Here is a 17,694-nt window from a genome sequence, read left to right on the forward strand (position 1 = left end):
GCAGTAGTTCAGTTAAATGGGACTCCTCGATATGCTTCGTAAAAATAGACAAACCGAGGAGGTCGTGCGTGAGTGTCGGCACTGTGGAACGACTGTTCCAATAGAGGCAGAGAACTGCCCCATGTGTGGTTCGACCGAGATCGCGTGCTACCGAGTGTAACGTACAACAGATCAGTCCGTCAAACTCAGTCCTCTGTGTCGGTACGCGGGAGAGCAATTACCGGACGGTCAGACTTTGTGATGAGTTTGAGTGAGAGATCACCGGACAGAAACTGCATTATTCGATTTCCGCCTCGTGATCGATAGGCGATCGCGGTCGCGTTAACTTCGTCGGCACTCTCAAAAATCGCCCCAACAACGTCTCGGGCATAGGCGGTATGATCGTCTGAATCGGGGAACACCCTGCGGACAGCAGCATACGAATTCTCTGCCAGCTCTTCAGATTGCTCGACAGGTGTTTTATCTGGGACTCCTCCACCCTTTTCCACAACGTGAAGGGCCGTAACACGGTCGGGATTATATGGCTTCAGTGCGCGTGCTGTCTTCAGCGCGTCATCCTCGTGTGCGACTGGCAAGAGAACGTGAGCGAGAAGTTCACGGGGAGAGGGAGTATCATCATCACTCATACCAATATCTTGTCGTCTCTTCTTATAACCATTCGGCCATATCTCTGTACAGTACAAGAGATACATCTCCAGTATTGCTCGGTTCGCACAGATTTTCGTGGTCAATAACATAGTGGACACTGCTCTTGTTTATATTGTTACAGACGATAAGAGGCGACCCAAACTACCCTGTCAAAGAAGATGTTGAGAACTACTGATAGCAGGGGTCTGAAAGAAGCGACACGTTTTCAATACCGGATTGAGAAACGGTTCATAGATGTATATCGTCGTTGTCGGTGCAGGAGACATCGGACGACCGCTTATCGAAATGGCGACGGCCGACGGGAACGAAGTCGTTGTCATCGAACGCGAACGTGAGCGCGCGGAGGCAGCTTCCGAACGGTACGACTGTCTCGTAATACATGACGACGCGACCTCGAAGGAGACGTTACGAGACGCCGGGGCTGACCGCGCGGACGCTCTCATCTCGACGACAGATCTAGACGCGACGAACATTATGGTTTGTCTGCTCGCTCAGGAGTTGGAAGTACCGAACGTCATCTCCGTCGTTCACGACCCAGAACACGAACGCCTGTACCGTCAGATCGGCGTCAATACGATGGAGAACCCACAGCGGTTGATCGCCGAATACCTCTACCGGTCGGTCAAGCGCCCGTCGCTCGTCGATTTCATGCACATCGGCGAGGATGCGGAGGTCTTTGAGATCACCGTCGACGAAGGTGCTCCGATTGCTGGGCTGACGTTACACGAAGCCAACGAAGAGGCGCTTATCGGGAGAAAGACACTGATTGTCGCTGTCGAGCGAGACGGCGAAGAAACGCCGATCACGCCCCGCGGAAACACGCGTATCGAAGCTGACGACCTGCTGACGGTCTACTCCGCCGAAGGGGCGACCCAAGACGTTACCAGCATCTTCGCTCGCGCAGAGAGGGAATAACATGCCCAAACGGAACGACGGCATCGTCCCGACTGATATCCGGATCGTCACGCGTGACATCGGGTCGCTGCTCTTGATGGAAGGCGTCCTCATGGCCGTCACGTTCGTCATAGCAATCGGGTTCCGCGAGTTCTACGCCGCGCTGGCGTTTGCGATCGCAAGTGGGATCACCGCCGGAGTCGGCTGGCTCGCGAACTATGCGTTCGCCGACGCGCCAGCACCGCGGATGAAACACGGGATGGTGATCGCAGCTGGCGGCTGGCTGCTGGTCGCCGTTTTCGGGGCGCTCCCTTTTCTCCTGACCGGTTGGCTGATGCCGCCGGAGGTTATGAACTCCTTCGTTCCTACCGGAGTGGACACGAGTGCGTGGGAGCCGATCGAAATTGGGAGCACGACGACGCTTTCTAGTGTCGCATACTTCCGAGATCCTCTGCATGCCTTCTTCGAGAGTATGAGTGGGTGGACCGGGAGCGGCCTGACGATGGCGATCCACGAACCGTCGCTCCCGCGGGCGATTCAATGGTGGCGCTCGTTCATCCAGTGGGTCGGCGGGGTCGGCGTTATTGTGTTGACCGTCTCGATTCTCGCCCGACCCGGAAGCGGAAGCTACACGCTCTATCAGAGCGAGGCCCGCGAAAAGAAGATCCACCCGAGCATCGTCTCGACCGTGCGAACGGTCTGGAAACTCGTCGTCGGCTACACGATTTTCGCCTTCGTCCTGCTATTTGTTGCGATTCGTGCAAGTGATTTCGGCAGCGACCTCCCGCTGTGGGAGACGGCTTGGCAGGCGCTCAACCACGCAATGACGGGCCTGACGACTGGCGGATTCTCTGTAACGGATAACTCAATCGCGACCTACGACTCCGCACTCGTCGAGGCAGTGCTGTTGCCAGTCATGATTCTGGGTGCAATCGCCTTCCCAGTTCACTACCTCGTGCTCCGGGAACGGGAATTCGGGGAATTGATTTCAGACGTGCAGACTCGCTGGCTGTTTGCGCTGCTCGGGTTGGGCCTGGTCATCCTCTCGGCGCAGAACGCCATGTCGGTATCGGCGACCTCCGGCGCATTCGCCCCAGAGTCGTTTCTGCCGTTCGACGTGCCTGCGGTGGACGAGTCGCAACTCGACGCGATCCGCGACTCAACTTTCCAGTGGGTGAGTGCGCTGACCTGCACTGGGTTTCAATCGGCTCCGATCGGGAACTGGATCGCTGGTGGCAAGGTGATGGTTGTCGGAGCAATGGTGATGGGTGGAGCCGCCGGATCAACCGTTGGCGGGATCAAGATCATCCGCGGGTACACCATCGCCCGCGGGATCATCTGGCAGTTCTCGCGTGTGTTTCTGCCGAAAAACGCCGTCGTTACAGAGCGGATCGGCGACCGTACGCTCGACCGCGAAGCGATGGAGCGAGAGTTCAGCGAGGCCGCTATCGTCGCACTCCTGTGGCTGCTCGTACTTGTCTCCGGTAGCATCGTGCTCGTCAACGTCGTCGGTCCTGAGTTCGGTTACGCGGACGCGCTATTCGAAGTCGCCAGCGCGCAGGGTAACGTCGGCCTCTCTTCCGGGATCACTGGCCCTACTATGTCTCCGCTGGCAGAAGGGATGTTTATCCTCAACATGTGGGTCGGCCGCTTGGAAATTATTCCCATCCTTGTCTTTGTTCGGGCCCTGCTGTACGGACTGAATCCGTAAGCACCGGATTCAGTCTTCTTCTTGTACCGTGCCCAGAAACGTCCAGTGCGTGTGTGTCCCACCACCGGGTTCAGGTTCCTCTGTCACATGATAGAGATACGGCCCGTGCGGGCAGTCCTCACAACCATCGGCACAGTTGACAGTCTTGATAACTTCTGTATAGTTGTCGTGTTCGGTGATACTAATGATGTCCTCGTTCTTGCCGGGGTCGATCGGGAGTGTGGTCTCATTAGCCGCGTTGAGCAACTCCTGTGCATGAACGACGGTCTTGCGCAGTTCTTCCGGTGTGAGCGCTCGCAACTCCGAAATGAGGCTGTCTGGTAGCCCCTCCGGCGGCGTTGGGTCCTTGGAGCCAGCGGTCATAACTATTACTTTGCGTGAGGGGTTCTTAAGCCGTCCGGCTGTCCATCTCTGATAGCTGAATAGAGCTGACTCTCCAGATTTATTGACGGTCAGTTAGTGCCAAACAGAGGCTATCGGCGGGTCGTTCTCCCGGTCGATCACTGGCAGATCGGGTTCGTTCTCCGTACAGTCCTCGACGGTTTCGAGGTCGCGGTTCGTGTCGTCGAGCGCGCCGCTGGGTAAGTCCCAGTAGGCATACGCACCGCGGTAGTCGACGATACACCGAAACGGAGTTTCATCGGGGAGTGTCGACCGAACACCGGGATGCTCGGTTTCCGCGATTGCACGCTCTATCGCTGCGTCCAGGTCATCGAGGTCGTCCCATCGTCGACGGGCGAGCCGGTCACGTATCGGCGTTTCACACACCGCTTTCACCGAGTCCATCGAACAGTATCGGACGGCTTCACGCACGTCCGGGTCTTGCAGGTGGTCGTTCGGTGCGATGCCTTCAGTTATCGTCTTCGAGCAGGACCAGAAGCGCCGGTTGGTCGCCCAGTACAGCGCCAGCTTCCACGTCGCCGCTTTGTCAGCGTAGGTCTCTCGTTCGTCGTCGCCCTGCTCGAACGAGTCAGTCGCATCGAGCAGCGAGCCGAACGTCGCACTCAAGTACTTCCCGAGATACGCGCCAGCAGTTGATTCGGTTTCTTGCGTGTCGTCGTCGAACTCAATCAGGTCGTGCTGACGTGTCCGGCTCCGAATCCAGTCTTCCGTGTGGTCGTGGTCGCCAAAGCGATACCAGTCGACGAAGCCCTCATCCGTCTGGAAGTCGGGTGCGAGGTCGTCGAGATCGTCGCGATACGTCAACGGGTACATGTCGACGATTTCACCCTGTCCGTAGTCGGCCCATTTCGTCGCGAGTTCGGGTTTGTCGCAGAGCCACGGCATGCCGTCAGAGTCGCGGGTCGGCACGTCGAAAAACAGGACGTGCAGGTGTGGGTATCCTTTCTCGGTGAACTCTAAGGCCTTGATGTAGTCCAGTCGTTCGCGAGGCCGTCCAGTCACATCGTCGTCGAGCGCGGATGTCCACGCCGCGGTGCCTTCGTTGCGAGTGTCGCCTTTCGTCGTCGGGTCCGAGGCGAGATAAGACAGGAGCCGGTTGTGGTTCGGGTTGATCGACTTGATTCCGTCGAGCAGGCTGTCTTGTCGCTTCGGGTCGGTCGTCAGCGTTACGAGTACGGCGTTCTCGGCGTGTTCGTAGCCGTATTCAAGCGCCGCGTTGAACCGCGCGAACTGCTTCGAGATGCGTCCAGCATCGTTGAAGCGGGTTTTGTAGTCTTTCGTCATCCGCTTCGAGGATTGACCACCACGCCGGTCGAGAAAGTGAACGTCAAAGAGGAGCTGGTAGTCCTCGATACGGTTGAGGTAGGATGTAAAATCGTCTTCGAGCATCTCGCGACCCATCTCGTCGACAGAATCGACGGTAGCGAGGTAGTTCTGTAAGAAATCGCGGTCGCGCGTCAAATCGTTCTCGTGGGCTGTTTGAGTAATGCCTTCTGTAATCAAGTCAAGAAGGCGGAGGGTCGGGGTGACCATCAGAACGCCGGACGACTCGCTTGTACACACGTATGGGTCGTCCTGGTCTGCAAGATCGTTCACAAAACGGTACGCAAACTGATAGTCCGGGTCGGAGCCGTCGACGCGTTCGCTTTGCTCGTTGGTGACGCCTTTGAGCGTATAGGAAACGACGTGTGTGAGCGGTGTACCCTCTGGATGCGAGGCGATGAACTTCGCTATCCGGCATCTGTCCGTATCACGTTCAGTTAATGAGCCATCGAGCAGTGGGCCGTAGCCGAGCAGGTCGCGGTCGTCGAGCAGGTCTGCTAAGACGGGAGTGTTACATCTATCCGCGAGGTCGAGCCCGCCGAGGTGTCCCGGTGGCTCGGCCAGACTCATCAATCAGAAGTCTCTGACAGGTGTTCGTCACCGCGGACAGCGTCCGCTGACGATTCCCCCTCACCCTCCGGGTTCGGGGGGTGCGCTTCGGTCCTCGGTCGGACCCCCATGGCAGGGGGCCGCTCCCTGTGGTCCTCGCTTGCGGTGGTTCCCGAGGATGCAGGGTCCCCTTCACACGCAGGGGTGGGTGTGGCGGTGGGTCGGTCCTCCTCGGGTGTTCCTTCCGAGGTGGTCGTCTCGTCCTCGGTGGCAGTCTGTCGGTGGTCGAGGTCGAGGTCTTGCGCCCACTCAGGCAGGTGTTTCGAGAGTGGACGGAGATCGTCGAGGTCAGCTTCAGGATAGCACGACCGACACAGCTTGGTCTGGGCGTATGGGCCGTCTGCGCGATTGAGGCAAGGGTCGTTACAGCGAGGGTTGCGACAGTTGTAGTGGACGTATTTCGACCACTCTACGTCGTTCGGAACGTGAGTGAGATGTTCGTCGGGGATGTCGTCGCGCGAATTGTAGTCCAACTCGTGGTAGTAGGTCGGTGGTTCTGCGTTCTCGAAGTAGTTCCACCAGTGACCACCGTTACTGGATTCCAGATGGACGAGAGCGAGGTCGTGTTTCGCTCCTTTTTGCGGGTGACCTTCCGCGTCGTCGGTCGACATTACCGACCCACCTCCTCGACGAGCCGGGAGGCACGAACGAACTCGTTAGGACCGAACGGCCAGCGTTCTCGACGAGACAGTTCAATAACGTGGTATAGTTTGCGAAGTGATACATCTGGGCGATTTTCGCTACTTAAAGAACGACTTATTTCCAGAGAAACACTCTCAGGAATTTGTTCGCTCGCACACCTAAGCGTCCGGGTGTGTGGATGTGGTAAAACGGAGAGTGGGACCGCCGAGATTCGAACTCAGGTCCGACGCACCCCATGCGCCGAGGATACCGCTACCCCACGGTCCCGCACATCGAGAAAACACGGTGTTGGGATTAAGCCCTTCGATCCGGGAGTTGACAGCAGAGCGTCTACTTCACCGGAGCCAGGAGAACAGTCCGCCATCGTCTTCCCCATTCTCGGCGTTGAGTTCGGCGTCTATCTCCGCTTGCGTGATGTCGAAAAACTCCTCGTCGGGCACGTCGACGTCGAGGACGTCGAGCGTCGTGGGGTCGCCGTTGTTGTCGAACGCTCGCCAGTCGTCGCGGCCGTAGGGTGCGCCCACGATGATGTGTACCTGGCCCTTGCCGAAGGTCATCAGGTCGGCGTCGCTGGGGTGGAGGACGCCGTTTGGATGCGAGTGGACGGAGCCGACAGTCTGGACGCTATTTGGCTGCATAATCGTCTTGACGCTCGCGCTGTTCGGACTCGACTCAGTGCCGGGGATGACGAGCACGTCGGTGATGACCCGCCCCGAGCGGTCGAGACCGAGTGTGGCGGCGTCCTCAGCGCGGAGAAAGCCCATGTACTCGTTCGGATGGGTCTGCTCGGAGGCGCGCATGACGAACTCTAGGGTCTCCTCGGCAATTCCGAGCAGTTCGTCAGACTGGAACAGTCCCATACCTCAGATCGGAGCTATGCGGGCGTAAGTATTCCGACCACGAGTCCAGCATTCCAGCACGGTGAGAACTCTGGTCTCCATTTATACCCGTCGCATATGAAGGATTATATATAATGGCACAGTCAGAATCCAGCGCCGAGGGAGACAGCTCGGGAGTCGGTGGACAGCCGCTACGGGCACGCTTGGCCATCGAGCCACACACGGACAGCGACTGTGCGATTCTCGACGCGGATGGGACGAGCAACGAGGTCACACAGCAACTCAAATACCCTGAATTCGGGCCGGGCCAGCACAGCGACTCCGGGACGGACTGTCGTGAGTGTCACTCTGAGGTAGTGCTCGAGGGGGGCGACGACCTGACTGCGGCGTATCTCACGAGCGACGTCACGACACACTGTATCTGTCCGGTGTTTGCCGAATGCGACTGCATCTCACACATTACGGCAGTTCGGGATCAGAAGCTCATCGTCGATGTCACCGTCCGTGACCGGGCGACGCTACGGGAACTGATGCGGGGATTGGGTGCCGTCGACGCGTCGGTCACAGTCGAGTGGCTGGTTCGTGGGGATAGTTCGACCATCACGACCGAGATCGACACGAGTTCGATCACGGACAAACAGCAGACAGCAATCGAGACGGCAGTCGAGATGGGGTACTACGAGCAACCGAGAACTACCGATCTCGGCGCTATCGCTGACGAACTCGGCATTTCAGAGTCAGCCGTCTCACAGCGACTCAACAACGCAGAAACGAAACTCGTCGAGGCTTATCTGCACGATGACATCGTCTGATCTGCCAATCCCGTTTCTCGGATTTCATACCTAACCGAGATGTCCAAGCGCTTGCTTGATGAGTTTGTGTTCGGCAGTTCGGAGACGCTGCGAGACGGCCGATTTCGAGATGCCGAGTTCGGTCGCCAGTTCAGTGAGGTCAGTCTTGCGTGGTCGCTCGTAGTAGCCGGTTCGGAGAGCCAGACGCAGTGTCTGCCGTTGTTTGTCTGTGAGCGATCCCAGATCGAACTCGACCGTCGTCTCTTCTGAGAACTCGGGGGAGGTGATCGCTTCGATGTGAACGGTGATGGGACTCTCGCTGAGTAGCGTCAACACTCTCTGGAGTGATTCGTGCGAACTCACTTCGAGATGGACGGAGATCGGACCAGATTCTGGTCCCGGACTCGCTGTCATACGTTCTGGTCTCGCTGGCGCGTTGATCTGGATGCCTATCGCGGTCATCTGTTGATAGACTCTCGAACACGATAACCGCTCAACTGTATATTACATATTTTTAACCGAGAGAAACGCGGCTGAGAAGCTTGCGCACACTTCGCGAGAGGAGCAGGAGTATGGTCTCGAAGCGTGGCCGTGAGTTACAACCCCTGTGCGAACGTTTCGGCGTACTCCTGCCCGCCGTTCGAGTACAGCGCCCAGAACCCGAGCATACCGACGCCCTTGTCGACTGCCCAATCGGTGAGTGTCGAGGCATCGGCGCGCGTGAACCCGTCGCCGTCGATCGAAGTCGTGATCCCGAGCATGTTGTAGCGTTCTTGCTCGGAGAGTGAGGTGACGGTACCCAACCAGTCGACGGTCCCCTCTGCCGCCGACTGCACGAGACTCGCACTCGCATCACTGCCGAAGTGCATTGCCATGATGTTGACGTATTCGAGGTCGACGCCCTTGTTCAGCGCGTCCCGGACGATGTCCTTGCCAGCGGAGTAGTTCCGATTCTCGATACCGCCCGTGCCCGCGGGGACGGTGTAGCCGACAGTCAGGTCGGGGCGCTCGTTTTGCAGTTGTGCGAGCGCCTTGTGACGACGCTCGTAGACGCTCGTGGGACGGCTGTAGGAGTCGTTCTCGTCGTCGATGTCGATGTGACTGATCCCCAGTGAGTCGAGCAGGTCCTCGTAGGCCGCTTTTAGTTCCGAGACGGTATCCGCGGCTCCTGCGAGCGTCGGACTGTCCCAGCCAGCGATAGAGACGCCGACGCCGACGCCGTTGTTCTGGAGGGTCTGTACCTGGTCGGCTTTCTCGGAGACGTGTTCCCAGTTACAGCCGTCTTGGCACTCGCTCAGCCACCCAGGTGATGCCTGTCCGTCTGTCGGGTCGCCGACGAAGGCGAGGTTGACCCGGTCGACTGGTGCATCGAGCGTCTGTCCGACCCAGTCGCCGGCAGTGTCCCAGGTACCCTGGAACGGCGTCAGCGTCCGATTGCCCCAGGGAAGCGAGCCGCCAGTTGGATCGTCGGTTGATCCGTCGTCCGTTCCGTCGGTTCCGTCATCGCTCCCGCTTCCACTGCCGTCACACGAGCCGACTTTCTTCCACGGGCCCCACGACGACGAGCCTGGTTTCGTTCGCTGTGTATACCACTCTGCCTTCCACAGTACGCCATCGTACGATACCTTGTCACCGCCGTTGTACACCGTCTCTGAGTCCCACGCCGGAACGCCGCCACAGCCTGTCGTGGTCCCGCCACCGCCGTCATCGTTTCCACTATTGTCGTCTTCACCATCGCCACTGTCACCGTCGTCGGTTCCACCGCCGCCACCGTTACACGAGTCGATCTCCTCCCAGGGCCCCCACGCGGAGGATCCTGGCTCGTCATTTTCCGTGTACCACGAGGCTTCCCAGAGCGACCCGTCGTAAACCGCCTGATCGCCGCCGCTGTAGACTGTTTCTGCGTCCCACTTCGAGACGCCACTACAGTCAGTTGCTGTCGAAAGCCCCGAGACAGCGGTGATGCCCGCAACGCCTGCCATCGATTTGAGCACGTTTCTGCGTTTCATGTTTACACTGGCCCCCCCGCCGGAAACGCTAACTCCGACGGAACGTTGTTGCCACTTCCTACTATTCTTTCATTATTAATATTAATTTGGGTTGTTTCCGACGATACATATACAATTATTTCTTGTGATATTTTTACTGTAGTCTGTGTTATCTGTATGGGCGTCACAGTCGCGCCCGAGGAAGCGGGACGGATTTCGCCTCGAAGAGTGGTCGGTTCGGTCGTTGCCGAGCACTCGGCCGAGTTACGGGTTGAAGTCGTTGAAAATCTGTGAGAACTCGAACTCTTCCTGCGAGATACCGCTGTGCGTTCCACTGACGGCCCCTTTTGGACCAGGGTTATCACGCTCGACAGACCAGAACGACAGGAGGCCGATGCCCTTGTTCTGTGCGTAGTCGAGCACCTCGACGGCGTCTTCGGGCACGAACGGCCCCTTGGCGGAGTTGTTGGTTCCGATCATCGGCGTGATTCCGATCATCTGATAGAGTTCGTCGTCCGACTTCTCGGGCGGCCAATCCTGCAACTGGTCGTGAGCGCCTTCAGCACATTTCTTACAGTATTTCGCACTCGTTTCGACCCAGCCCCAGTTCATCGTCATGAGGTTGACGTGCTTGATGTCGACGCCGTTTTCGATGGCGTTTTTGACGATGTTCTTGTCTGCGACACCTCGCGTCGTCGTTCGAACGGTGTAGCTCACTTCGACTTCGGGTCTGCGTTCCTGAAGAATCGAGAGTGCCTCGTTTCGCGTGTTCACCACTCCCGGAGACGGTGCTTCGTCGTCGATGTCGATGTACGGGCAGTTGAGTTCGTCGACGATCATCTCGAACGTGTCTGCGAGCGCGCTGGGGTCGTCGTAGCTCCCGGCGAGATAGTCCCCGACTGCACCGCCGAAGGAGAGGATGACCTGACCACCTTGCTCCTGGAGTTCGCGAACCTGCTCGTCGTATGGGCTCTCGCCGACGTAGTGGTTGACGTCGCCGCCCCAGGCCGGTTTGCCGTTGCTCCCGTTCAGGATGAACGCGGCGCTGAAGTAGTCAGTCCCCGCGTCTGACGCCCACTGTGCGGGTCCCTTGTCAGGCAGATTCGGCATGTAGTGGTACGGTGCGAAAACCGGGTCCGGGATCTGAACGAAGTCGCTCGGCGGTTCCGGTTCTGGATCCGGCTCAGGTGCCTCCTCGACGGTTATCTCTGTCGTCTTGGAATCCTGATTGCCCTCGGCGTCCATGACGGTCAGGGTAACCTCGTAGGTACCCGCTTCTGAGAAAGTGTAGGTTGGTTTGGCCTCCCAGTCCATCGTCTCACCGTTCATCGACCACCCGTAGGAGTCCCAGTTCTCCGAGACAGTCATGTCCATCTCGACTGTCTCGCCGACATCCGGTTGCGATGGCTCGATGGTGAACTCGGCTACTGGCATCGGGTCGTCGCTTCCACCGTCGCCGTCGTCTCCATCGCCACCGTCGTCTCCGTCTCCGTCGTCACCGCCGCCGCTACACTCCTCGACCATCTCCCACGGTCCCCACTGGCTCGCGCCGGGTTCGTCGCCCTGCGTCCACCACGACGCCTCGTAGAGTCCGCCGTCGTAGACGGCCCTGTCGCCGCCCCTGTAGACTGTCCCGGAGTCCCAGTCGGAGACGCCTGCACAGTTGCCGGTGTCGCCACCGTCGTTATTACCATCGTCTCCATCACCGCCACCGCTGTCGTCACAGGAGCCAACTTCCTCCCATGGGCCCCACTGACTGGAGCCTGGTTCGTCGCCGCGTGTCCACCACGAGGTCTCCCAGAGTGAGCCATCGTAGGCCACCTGGTCGCCACCCGTGTAGGTCGTGCTCGCGTCCCAGTCTGCGGTACTGGAGCAGTCCGCTGCGCTTGTTAGTCCCGATACGCCTGCGATGCCTGCTGCACCTGCCAGTGACTTGAGTAGATTTCTGCGTTTCATCGTTTCCCCCGGCACCCCCACTGCTGTCGACCTACCGCATCGACAGCACCCCGGACGGTGCCATTACCCACACAAGGCCGCTCGACAGTAATACTAATTCGGGTTGGGCTGTTGACAGACCTGACGCTCAGTTCCACTCGAACCCGTCTGGAGTGGCTGGTGGCGAGAGAGGGCTTCCCGGCAGGCCCGCACTCGGTTCCGGATCGTTGTAGCCCATCGGAGCAATGTCGTTGGGGCCGTCGGGATAGAACAGCGACGCGAGCGCGTGCAGGTGCTGACGACCGATGTCGAGTTCGAACTGCCCGCCGCCGTACAGCTGGATCGACCGCTCGCTGCAGTACTCGATGGTTCCGAGGAGGGACTCGACGGAGCCAAACCGGGAGGGCTTGATGTTGAGCCAGTCGGGTTCCCAGGGCAACGCCCGAACGTTCTCGACGCCCTGAATCGGGTAATCCCACGAGACTCTCCCCTCGCTGCCCTCGAACAGCGGCCGTGTTTCGTCGGTCAGGTCCGGATCTTCGACCACCGCATCGGGAAACTGCTCCAGCATCAGTTTGTACAGGTCACGATCCCCCGACTGGTCGACGTCCGTTCCCTCGTATTTCCCCTTGAGATCCAGTATCCGAACCGCCCCCGTTTCGGCCAGTCGCTCGACGATATCCGGCGTCCAGTCCGAGGTTGGGTCGAGTTTGAACTCGAGTGTCGAGTCGTGGTCGAGCCAGTCTGTCACCCGCGTCGCAGTCGGTGGATCGCCGAGGCGCGTGCTCACGACGAATCGAACCGGCGAGTACGACTGGTCGAGTTGTGTCGCCAGGTCCGTCCCGGCCTGTTTGAGCGCCAGGTCAAGCGCCGCGCTCTCGAAGGCCCACCGCCTGTAGTTGCGAAACACCGACTGGGCGGGCTCGTCCCCGAAAAACAGGTCTGTCTCGGCAAGCTGTTCGGACACCTCTGCAAACGAGCGCGATCCGATTATCGGTGGTTCCGGATTGTCCTCGACGAGTGAGTAGTGTGGCTCGCTGTCGTAGGTCACGTCCTCGCCACGTCCCGTGTGTCCGTCGCCAGACAGCGAGACGACCGTCGTCGTTCGCGTAAAGCCACTGGAGACGTCTTGCTCGCGCAGTTCGAATTCGCAGTCGTCGATCTGAACATCGAGGCCTGCAATCTGGTCGTACCTCATCTACTGTCCGGTGTGACGGTATGAAGTTAAAGCCACCACTCGGCTCTGCGGCTCAGTCCTCGTCTACACTCGGGTGCTGGTGCGGGCCAGGATACGGCTCGTCGAAGAACTCGCGCATGACTCCGATTGACTCCGCTTCTCGCCGTTCTCGTTCGCTGGCATCGATCTCTTCACACCCCGGTGGAACCTCGCGACCCCGGCCAGTGAAGTAGTGTTCCGGGACAACCCAGTCGTGGTAGAAGTCCGCGTCCGAGTCCTCGACCACCGTCACGCCGACTGTCGCGCCGTGACCGGCGACGATGATCGCCTGATAGGGTTGAAGCGCGAGCCGTCCAGCGGCGTACAGCCCCGGTACACCAGTTCGGCCGCGGTCGTCGGTCTCGACGAACTGCTTGCCGCGGTCGATGATCTCGACGCCGTCGATACCCGTGAGAAACTCGACTGTATTCTTCGTTGCGGCGATGACGTACTGCGCGGTGATCTGCGTGCCGTCTTCGGTTTCGGCCACGAACCCCGTCTCGGTCTCGTTCAGGTCGGTGACCCGGTTCTCCTGTCGCTCACAGCCAGCGCGGTCCGCCTGTGCTTCTATCATGTCGAGCAGGCGGTGGCTGTTGACGCCAGCGGGGAACCCCGGATAGTTCTCCAGATGCGCATTTCGCCGGAGAATTGGGTCGCCGTCGTTGACGAGCAGTGTCTCCAGCCCGGCGCGGGCGGTGAAAATCCCCGCCGACAGTCCGGCCGGGCCACCGCCGACGACCAACACGCCGTAGTCGTTGTCTTCGGTCATATCACGCTCTCGAACTGCAGCAAGTATAGTAGTCACGAGTCCGGTTGGCGTTCTGTCCGAATGCTTCTCGTCCGGGACAGCTGCGAACAGTAAGAATTATTGTGCTGAGTTGAGCGGATCCCGCATGGGTCGGACGGACGAATACGTCTGGCAACGCGGCGAGGAAGAGCCCGTCAGTGAGGGTGTTCTGGAGGCCGTGACGACTGTCGCGAACTGCTCGTCGCTCGAACTGCCACCGTTACAGGAATCCGTCGACGTGGACTCACTCAATCGACTCTTTGTCCCTCCGCGTCGAGTGCAGACCGTTCAGTTCGAGTACGCAGGCTACGAGGTGACCGTCGAGCCAGAGTGCATCCGCGTCAGCGAACGCTCGTAATTGATACCACTGCCTTCTACCCTTTGGTCCGCTCGCTGCCGAGACCAAGCCAGTCGACGACGCTCGACAGACGGCGCCGCCTGGTCACGGTATGTCTGTCGGCATCATACGTGATCAGCCCAGCCTCAGCTAACTGCGGGAGGTCGACGTGATGAAGCGTCTGACGAAGCGACGTGCTCGATTTGCTCGGCTCCCAGAACTCGGGGTCGGATCGAAGCTTCGCTTCGAGGTCGTCTATTGTACTCGTGGCCGTCTGACGAGCGATGAGCGCCGCCAGCTTCGACCGACGGGGAACTGCCACGACGGTGCCGATGGCCTGCCAGAACGTTTGGTCCCGATTTCGTAAGTCGGTACGCAACGACTTCACATCTCGGATCGGAGGCGGTTCGGCGGCGACGATGCCGTCCGGCGTCAGACCGACCCATCCCGTCGCGTCCAATTTCGGCACGCACCGATGCATCAGATCGATCTGAACCGATCGAATTGCAGCGTCACTCAGGTCTGACGGTTCCGGTTCAGCTTCCTGTCCTGCCAGTTCAACCGCGAGGTCACGAACCGGGATCGGTCGTGACAGATCGAGTAAGAGAGCGATTATCTGCCGCTTGCGAGGATCGGCGAGCACCGACGACTGATCGAGAGGTGTGCCCTCGCCCGAGGCCAGTTGTCGGTTGGACATATACTAACAAACTGGTTCGATGTGGATAATCTAACTGCCTAAAATTTGGGGTTCCTCAGTCGAACACCGAATCGAGGAGTGCCTTCTCTGCTTTTCGGATGTGCTGGTGGAACGTCGATGCCCCGATATCGAGCGACTGTGCGACCTCCTCACCGGAGCGGTCACGGGGCCACTCGAAGAACCCTCCGTAGTAGCCCGCTTCGAGCGCGGCCCGCTGGCGGTCAGTCATATTTTCGTTGAGCATGCTCTGTGCCTCCGCCGATGACGGTTTCGAACGTGTCACCTGCCGCTGGCTGACAAATTCGACACTCGGGTGCTGCGTTTCGAGATCAGCCGCGACCTGTCGGATGTCTGTTCCCGGTGGGAAATGCAGCTGTGCACTGTACTCCCCGTCTGCGATCTGTCCAGTCACGTGTGACCCGCCGTGATCCACAATCGTCGAGGTGATCGGTGGATTCGAGAGCTGTTGTTCGAAACGAACCGTCTCGTTGTTGTCGTCGATGATGTGCAGGTTGTTCCAGTCCGACAGTTGCTCACCCAACGCACGCATCAGCTCTATCCCCTCGGCAGTCGTCGTCCCGTACAGGAGGTACTCGTCGTCGCCGAGTGGAACCCATCGCTCGACTGTCACCGTTTCGTCAGTGTTCACAGAAACGCCTTGTGAGGCCAGCAACTGCGGGATCCGGATCTCAACTTCGATCACCTCATCGCTCATCAGCGCTCGTTTGCGGTCGACTGCGGTGATCGCGTGCCCGACAACTTCCCCGAGTTGCCCGACAACTGCGCGCTCTTCGGTTGTGAAGGCATCTGGTCGCTCCGACCAGACGGCGAGTACGCCGTACAGCATCCCCTGGTGAACGATCGGGATGGCAGCGGCTGACTGGAGTTCGGACTCGGCTGCATCGCTCTGATCGGTCGCGTTCGGACCGTCGTACACCTGCTGCGTGACCGCGACCTCCTGCGTGTGCGCGACACGCTTGACTAGCCCTCGAACGCTCTGTTCGTCCGCATCTGTACCGAACGATATCTCGTCGTCGATGTCGCCGGTTCCAGCCGCCACACGGGATTCGGGTTGCAGATCCGAGTCGATCGTGAATAGACAGGCGGACCGATACGAATCAGTCTGTGCCAGCCGGTCACAGACCACCTGCTCGATCTCTGCTCTGGTCGACTGGGCGATGACTGCGTCGATGATCCCGCGAACGACGTCGTTTATCTCGTTGAGAGCGGCGAGCTGTTCGCGCTGTCGTTCCAGTTCTTCCTCGCGCCGTCGCCGCTCGGAGATGTCGTTTGCCATCAACACCGCGCCGTCGAACTCGCCGTCTCGGTACAGCGGCACACTCCGCCCAGTGAAGTACGCTTCCGTGTCGTAGATCGATTCGAAGGGGAACTCGAACTCGATGGTTTCGCCGTCTTTGAGGTTGGTGAACAGGTCCGCCTGTCCGGTCTCGATGATTGGCGGGAGTTTCCGGATGTCGGTGCCGATCGCGGCCGAGGTGTCTTTTTCGTCGGGGAGGCCGATAATCTCCTCCGCGCGGGGGTTCTCGTAGGTAATTCGCAGTTCCTCGTCGAGACGGAACATCCCGAACGGGGCGTTTTCGACCAACTCCTCGTTGAATTGGCGGGCCGCACGGAGTTCCCGCTCGCGACGTCGCCGTTCGGAGATGTCGTTTGCCATCAACACCGCGCCGTCGAACTCGCCGTCTCGGTACAGCGGCACACCGCGACCGGCGAAGTACGCTTCCTTGTCGTAGATCGATTCGAAGGGGAACTCGAACTCGATGGTTTCGCCGTCTTTGAGGTTGGTGAACAGGTCCGCCTGACCGGTCTCGGCAATCGAGGGCACGTCCCGGATGTCAGTTCCGATCGCAGCCGAGGCGTCTTTCTCGTCGGGGAGGCCGATGATCTCCTCTGCGCGCGGGTTTTCGTAGGTGATCCGAAGTTGTTCGTCGAGACGGAACATCGCGAACGGGGCATTTTCCACCAACTCCTCGTTGAATCGACGAGCGCTACGGAGTTCCTGCTCGCGTTCCTTTCGAGCGGTGATATCCGTCGCGACGCCACAGACCGCATATGGATCACCGTCGTCATCGAAGAGCGGCGTTTTCCGGGTCAGTACCGTTTTGACGCCCTCCGGTGCGGGCACCTTCTCTTCAATTTTCACGGTCTCTTTTGTCTCGATCGCTAACTTATCCATCTCGGTGTATCCGAGCGCGAAACCTTCGGGAAACAGGTCGCTGTCGGTCATTCCCACGACATCTGTCTCGTCGTCGATTCCGACCAGATCACGGAAGTTCTGGTTCATGAGCAGATACCGGCCGTTCGTATCTTTCAGGAAGATAGCTGCTTCGACGGTATCGAGGATCCGCTCTATCTGGTACGTCGATTCGTCATCCCTCTGATCTCGACTGTCGGTGTCGTCGAGCGTTCTTACGCTATCGTCGCGCGCTCCGTTCGACGGGGATGCCTGTTCGGACTCCTCGGCTGCTGACGGAGGTGGATCTCCCGGATTCGCTTTCGTTCCCGACTGTGACGTCGCTGGTGTGTGCTTCTCGGCGGTGTGATCACCGTCGGCCGTCGCAGTTATTGGCCGCCACCATATCCGGGAGTTCGCTCCCGTCGTCTTCGTTTCGAGTCTCCCCTGCTCGGCGAGTTTTCGGAGTCGCTTGTACACAGTGCGACGGTTCGCGCCGAGCGCCTCAGCCACTTCCGGCGTCGTGAGCGGTTCGTGTCGATGGTCGCTCCTGTCGAAGACAGCCAGGGTTTCCGCGTAGACGTCCTCAGACGAACGCGAGGCCATGGTTTTGGTATCAGAACCCACCGTAATAGTTCCATCGACGGAACTGATCGGTAGCGCATTCCGGCGTAAGCAAGA

At 59.3% G+C, this 17,694-nt stretch carries 16 protein-coding genes and 1 tRNA gene; 4 read left to right on the forward strand and 13 right to left on the reverse strand.

Annotation, left to right across the window (positions count from 1 at the left end; all coding sequences use genetic code 11):
* Positions 1 to 185: 185 nt before the first annotated feature.
* Positions 186 to 626: a universal stress protein gene (locus tag ACMGFL_RS05370; protein WP_436934508.1), complete on the reverse strand. Its 441-nt coding sequence runs from the start codon at positions 624 to 626 to the stop codon at positions 186 to 188.
* 256 nt (positions 627 to 882) lie between these two features.
* Between ACMGFL_RS05370 and ACMGFL_RS05375 the strand changes: the two genes are divergently transcribed.
* Entirely contained in the window at positions 883 to 1,563 is a 681-nt protein-coding gene (locus tag ACMGFL_RS05375) for a potassium channel family protein (RefSeq protein WP_436934509.1), read from the forward strand.
* Between the two features lies 1 nt (position 1,564).
* Entirely contained in the window at positions 1,565 to 3,253 is a 1,689-nt protein-coding gene (locus ACMGFL_RS05380; RefSeq protein ID WP_436934510.1) for a potassium transporter TrkG, read from the forward strand.
* 9 nt (positions 3,254 to 3,262) lie between these two features.
* Here the strand turns inward: ACMGFL_RS05380 and ACMGFL_RS05385 are convergent, their stop codons facing one another.
* The 5 genes from ACMGFL_RS05385 to ACMGFL_RS05405 all read right to left on the reverse strand — a co-directional run bounded on the left by ACMGFL_RS05385 (position 3,263) and on the right by ACMGFL_RS05405 (position 7,089).
* Positions 3,263 to 3,616, reverse strand: coding sequence for a hypothetical protein (locus ACMGFL_RS05385; protein WP_436934511.1), 354 nt, complete (start codon positions 3,614 to 3,616; stop codon positions 3,263 to 3,265).
* A gap of 93 nt (positions 3,617 to 3,709) precedes the next feature.
* The gene (locus ACMGFL_RS05390) at positions 3,710 to 5,548 is read right to left on the reverse strand and encodes a DUF8148 domain-containing protein (protein ID WP_436934512.1); all 1,839 of its coding nucleotides are present in this window, start codon (positions 5,546 to 5,548) and stop codon (positions 3,710 to 3,712) included.
* Entirely contained in the window at positions 5,548 to 6,198 is a 651-nt protein-coding gene (locus ACMGFL_RS05395; RefSeq protein WP_436934513.1) for a hypothetical protein, read from the reverse strand. The genes ACMGFL_RS05390 and ACMGFL_RS05395 overlap by 1 nt, the downstream gene beginning before the upstream one ends.
* Positions 6,199 to 6,425: 227 nt before the next feature.
* A tRNA-Pro gene (locus ACMGFL_RS05400) sits at positions 6,426 to 6,496 on the reverse strand.
* Positions 6,497 to 6,564: 68 nt separating this feature from the next.
* Positions 6,565 to 7,089 (reverse strand): Mov34/MPN/PAD-1 family protein, encoded by a 525-nt coding sequence (locus tag ACMGFL_RS05405; protein ID WP_436934514.1) that lies wholly within the window; start codon positions 7,087 to 7,089, stop codon positions 6,565 to 6,567.
* A gap of 113 nt (positions 7,090 to 7,202) precedes the next feature.
* Between ACMGFL_RS05405 and ACMGFL_RS05410 the strand changes: the two genes are divergently transcribed.
* Positions 7,203 to 7,880, forward strand: a complete 678-nt coding sequence (locus tag ACMGFL_RS05410; RefSeq protein WP_436934515.1) for a helix-turn-helix domain-containing protein — start codon at positions 7,203 to 7,205, stop codon at positions 7,878 to 7,880.
* Between the two features lie 30 nt (positions 7,881 to 7,910).
* On the opposite strand, the gene ACMGFL_RS05415 is transcribed toward ACMGFL_RS05410, so the two are convergent.
* The 5 genes from ACMGFL_RS05415 to ACMGFL_RS05435 all read right to left on the reverse strand — a co-directional run bounded on the left by ACMGFL_RS05415 (position 7,911) and on the right by ACMGFL_RS05435 (position 13,767).
* Positions 7,911 to 8,273: a helix-turn-helix domain-containing protein gene (locus ACMGFL_RS05415; protein ID WP_436934516.1), complete on the reverse strand. Its 363-nt coding sequence runs from the start codon at positions 8,271 to 8,273 to the stop codon at positions 7,911 to 7,913.
* Positions 8,274 to 8,455: 182 nt separating this feature from the next.
* On the reverse strand, positions 8,456 to 9,868 hold the full coding sequence (locus ACMGFL_RS05420) for a carbohydrate-binding protein (protein ID WP_436934517.1): 1,413 nt from the start codon (positions 9,866 to 9,868) through the stop codon (positions 8,456 to 8,458).
* A 243-nt stretch (positions 9,869 to 10,111) separates the two neighbouring features.
* Positions 10,112 to 11,803 (reverse strand): carbohydrate-binding protein, encoded by a 1,692-nt coding sequence (locus tag ACMGFL_RS05425; RefSeq protein WP_436934518.1) that lies wholly within the window; start codon positions 11,801 to 11,803, stop codon positions 10,112 to 10,114.
* A gap of 127 nt (positions 11,804 to 11,930) precedes the next feature.
* Positions 11,931 to 12,980 (reverse strand): enolase-like domain-containing protein, encoded by a 1,050-nt coding sequence (locus ACMGFL_RS05430; protein WP_436934519.1) that lies wholly within the window; start codon positions 12,978 to 12,980, stop codon positions 11,931 to 11,933.
* 52 nt (positions 12,981 to 13,032) lie between these two features.
* Positions 13,033 to 13,767 (reverse strand): NAD(P)/FAD-dependent oxidoreductase, encoded by a 735-nt coding sequence (locus ACMGFL_RS05435; protein WP_436934520.1) that lies wholly within the window; start codon positions 13,765 to 13,767, stop codon positions 13,033 to 13,035.
* A gap of 124 nt (positions 13,768 to 13,891) precedes the next feature.
* Between ACMGFL_RS05435 and ACMGFL_RS05440 the strand changes: the two genes are divergently transcribed.
* Positions 13,892 to 14,143, forward strand: a complete 252-nt coding sequence (locus ACMGFL_RS05440) for a HalOD1 output domain-containing protein (protein WP_436934521.1) — start codon at positions 13,892 to 13,894, stop codon at positions 14,141 to 14,143.
* Positions 14,144 to 14,159: 16 nt separating this feature from the next.
* Here ACMGFL_RS05440 and ACMGFL_RS05445 read toward each other — a convergent pair whose 3' ends face one another.
* Entirely contained in the window at positions 14,160 to 14,819 is a 660-nt protein-coding gene (locus ACMGFL_RS05445; RefSeq protein WP_436934522.1) for a DUF7344 domain-containing protein, read from the reverse strand.
* 55 nt (positions 14,820 to 14,874) lie between these two features.
* A complete protein-coding gene (locus ACMGFL_RS05450; protein WP_436934523.1) occupies positions 14,875 to 17,619 on the reverse strand; it encodes a PAS domain-containing protein in 2,745 nt (914 codons plus the stop codon).
* Between the last annotated feature and the right edge of the window lie 75 nt (positions 17,620 to 17,694).

The sequence above is a fragment of the Halovenus marina genome (assembly GCF_051414115.1).
Lineage (GTDB): Archaea > Halobacteriota > Halobacteria > Halobacteriales > Haloarculaceae > Halovenus > Halovenus marina.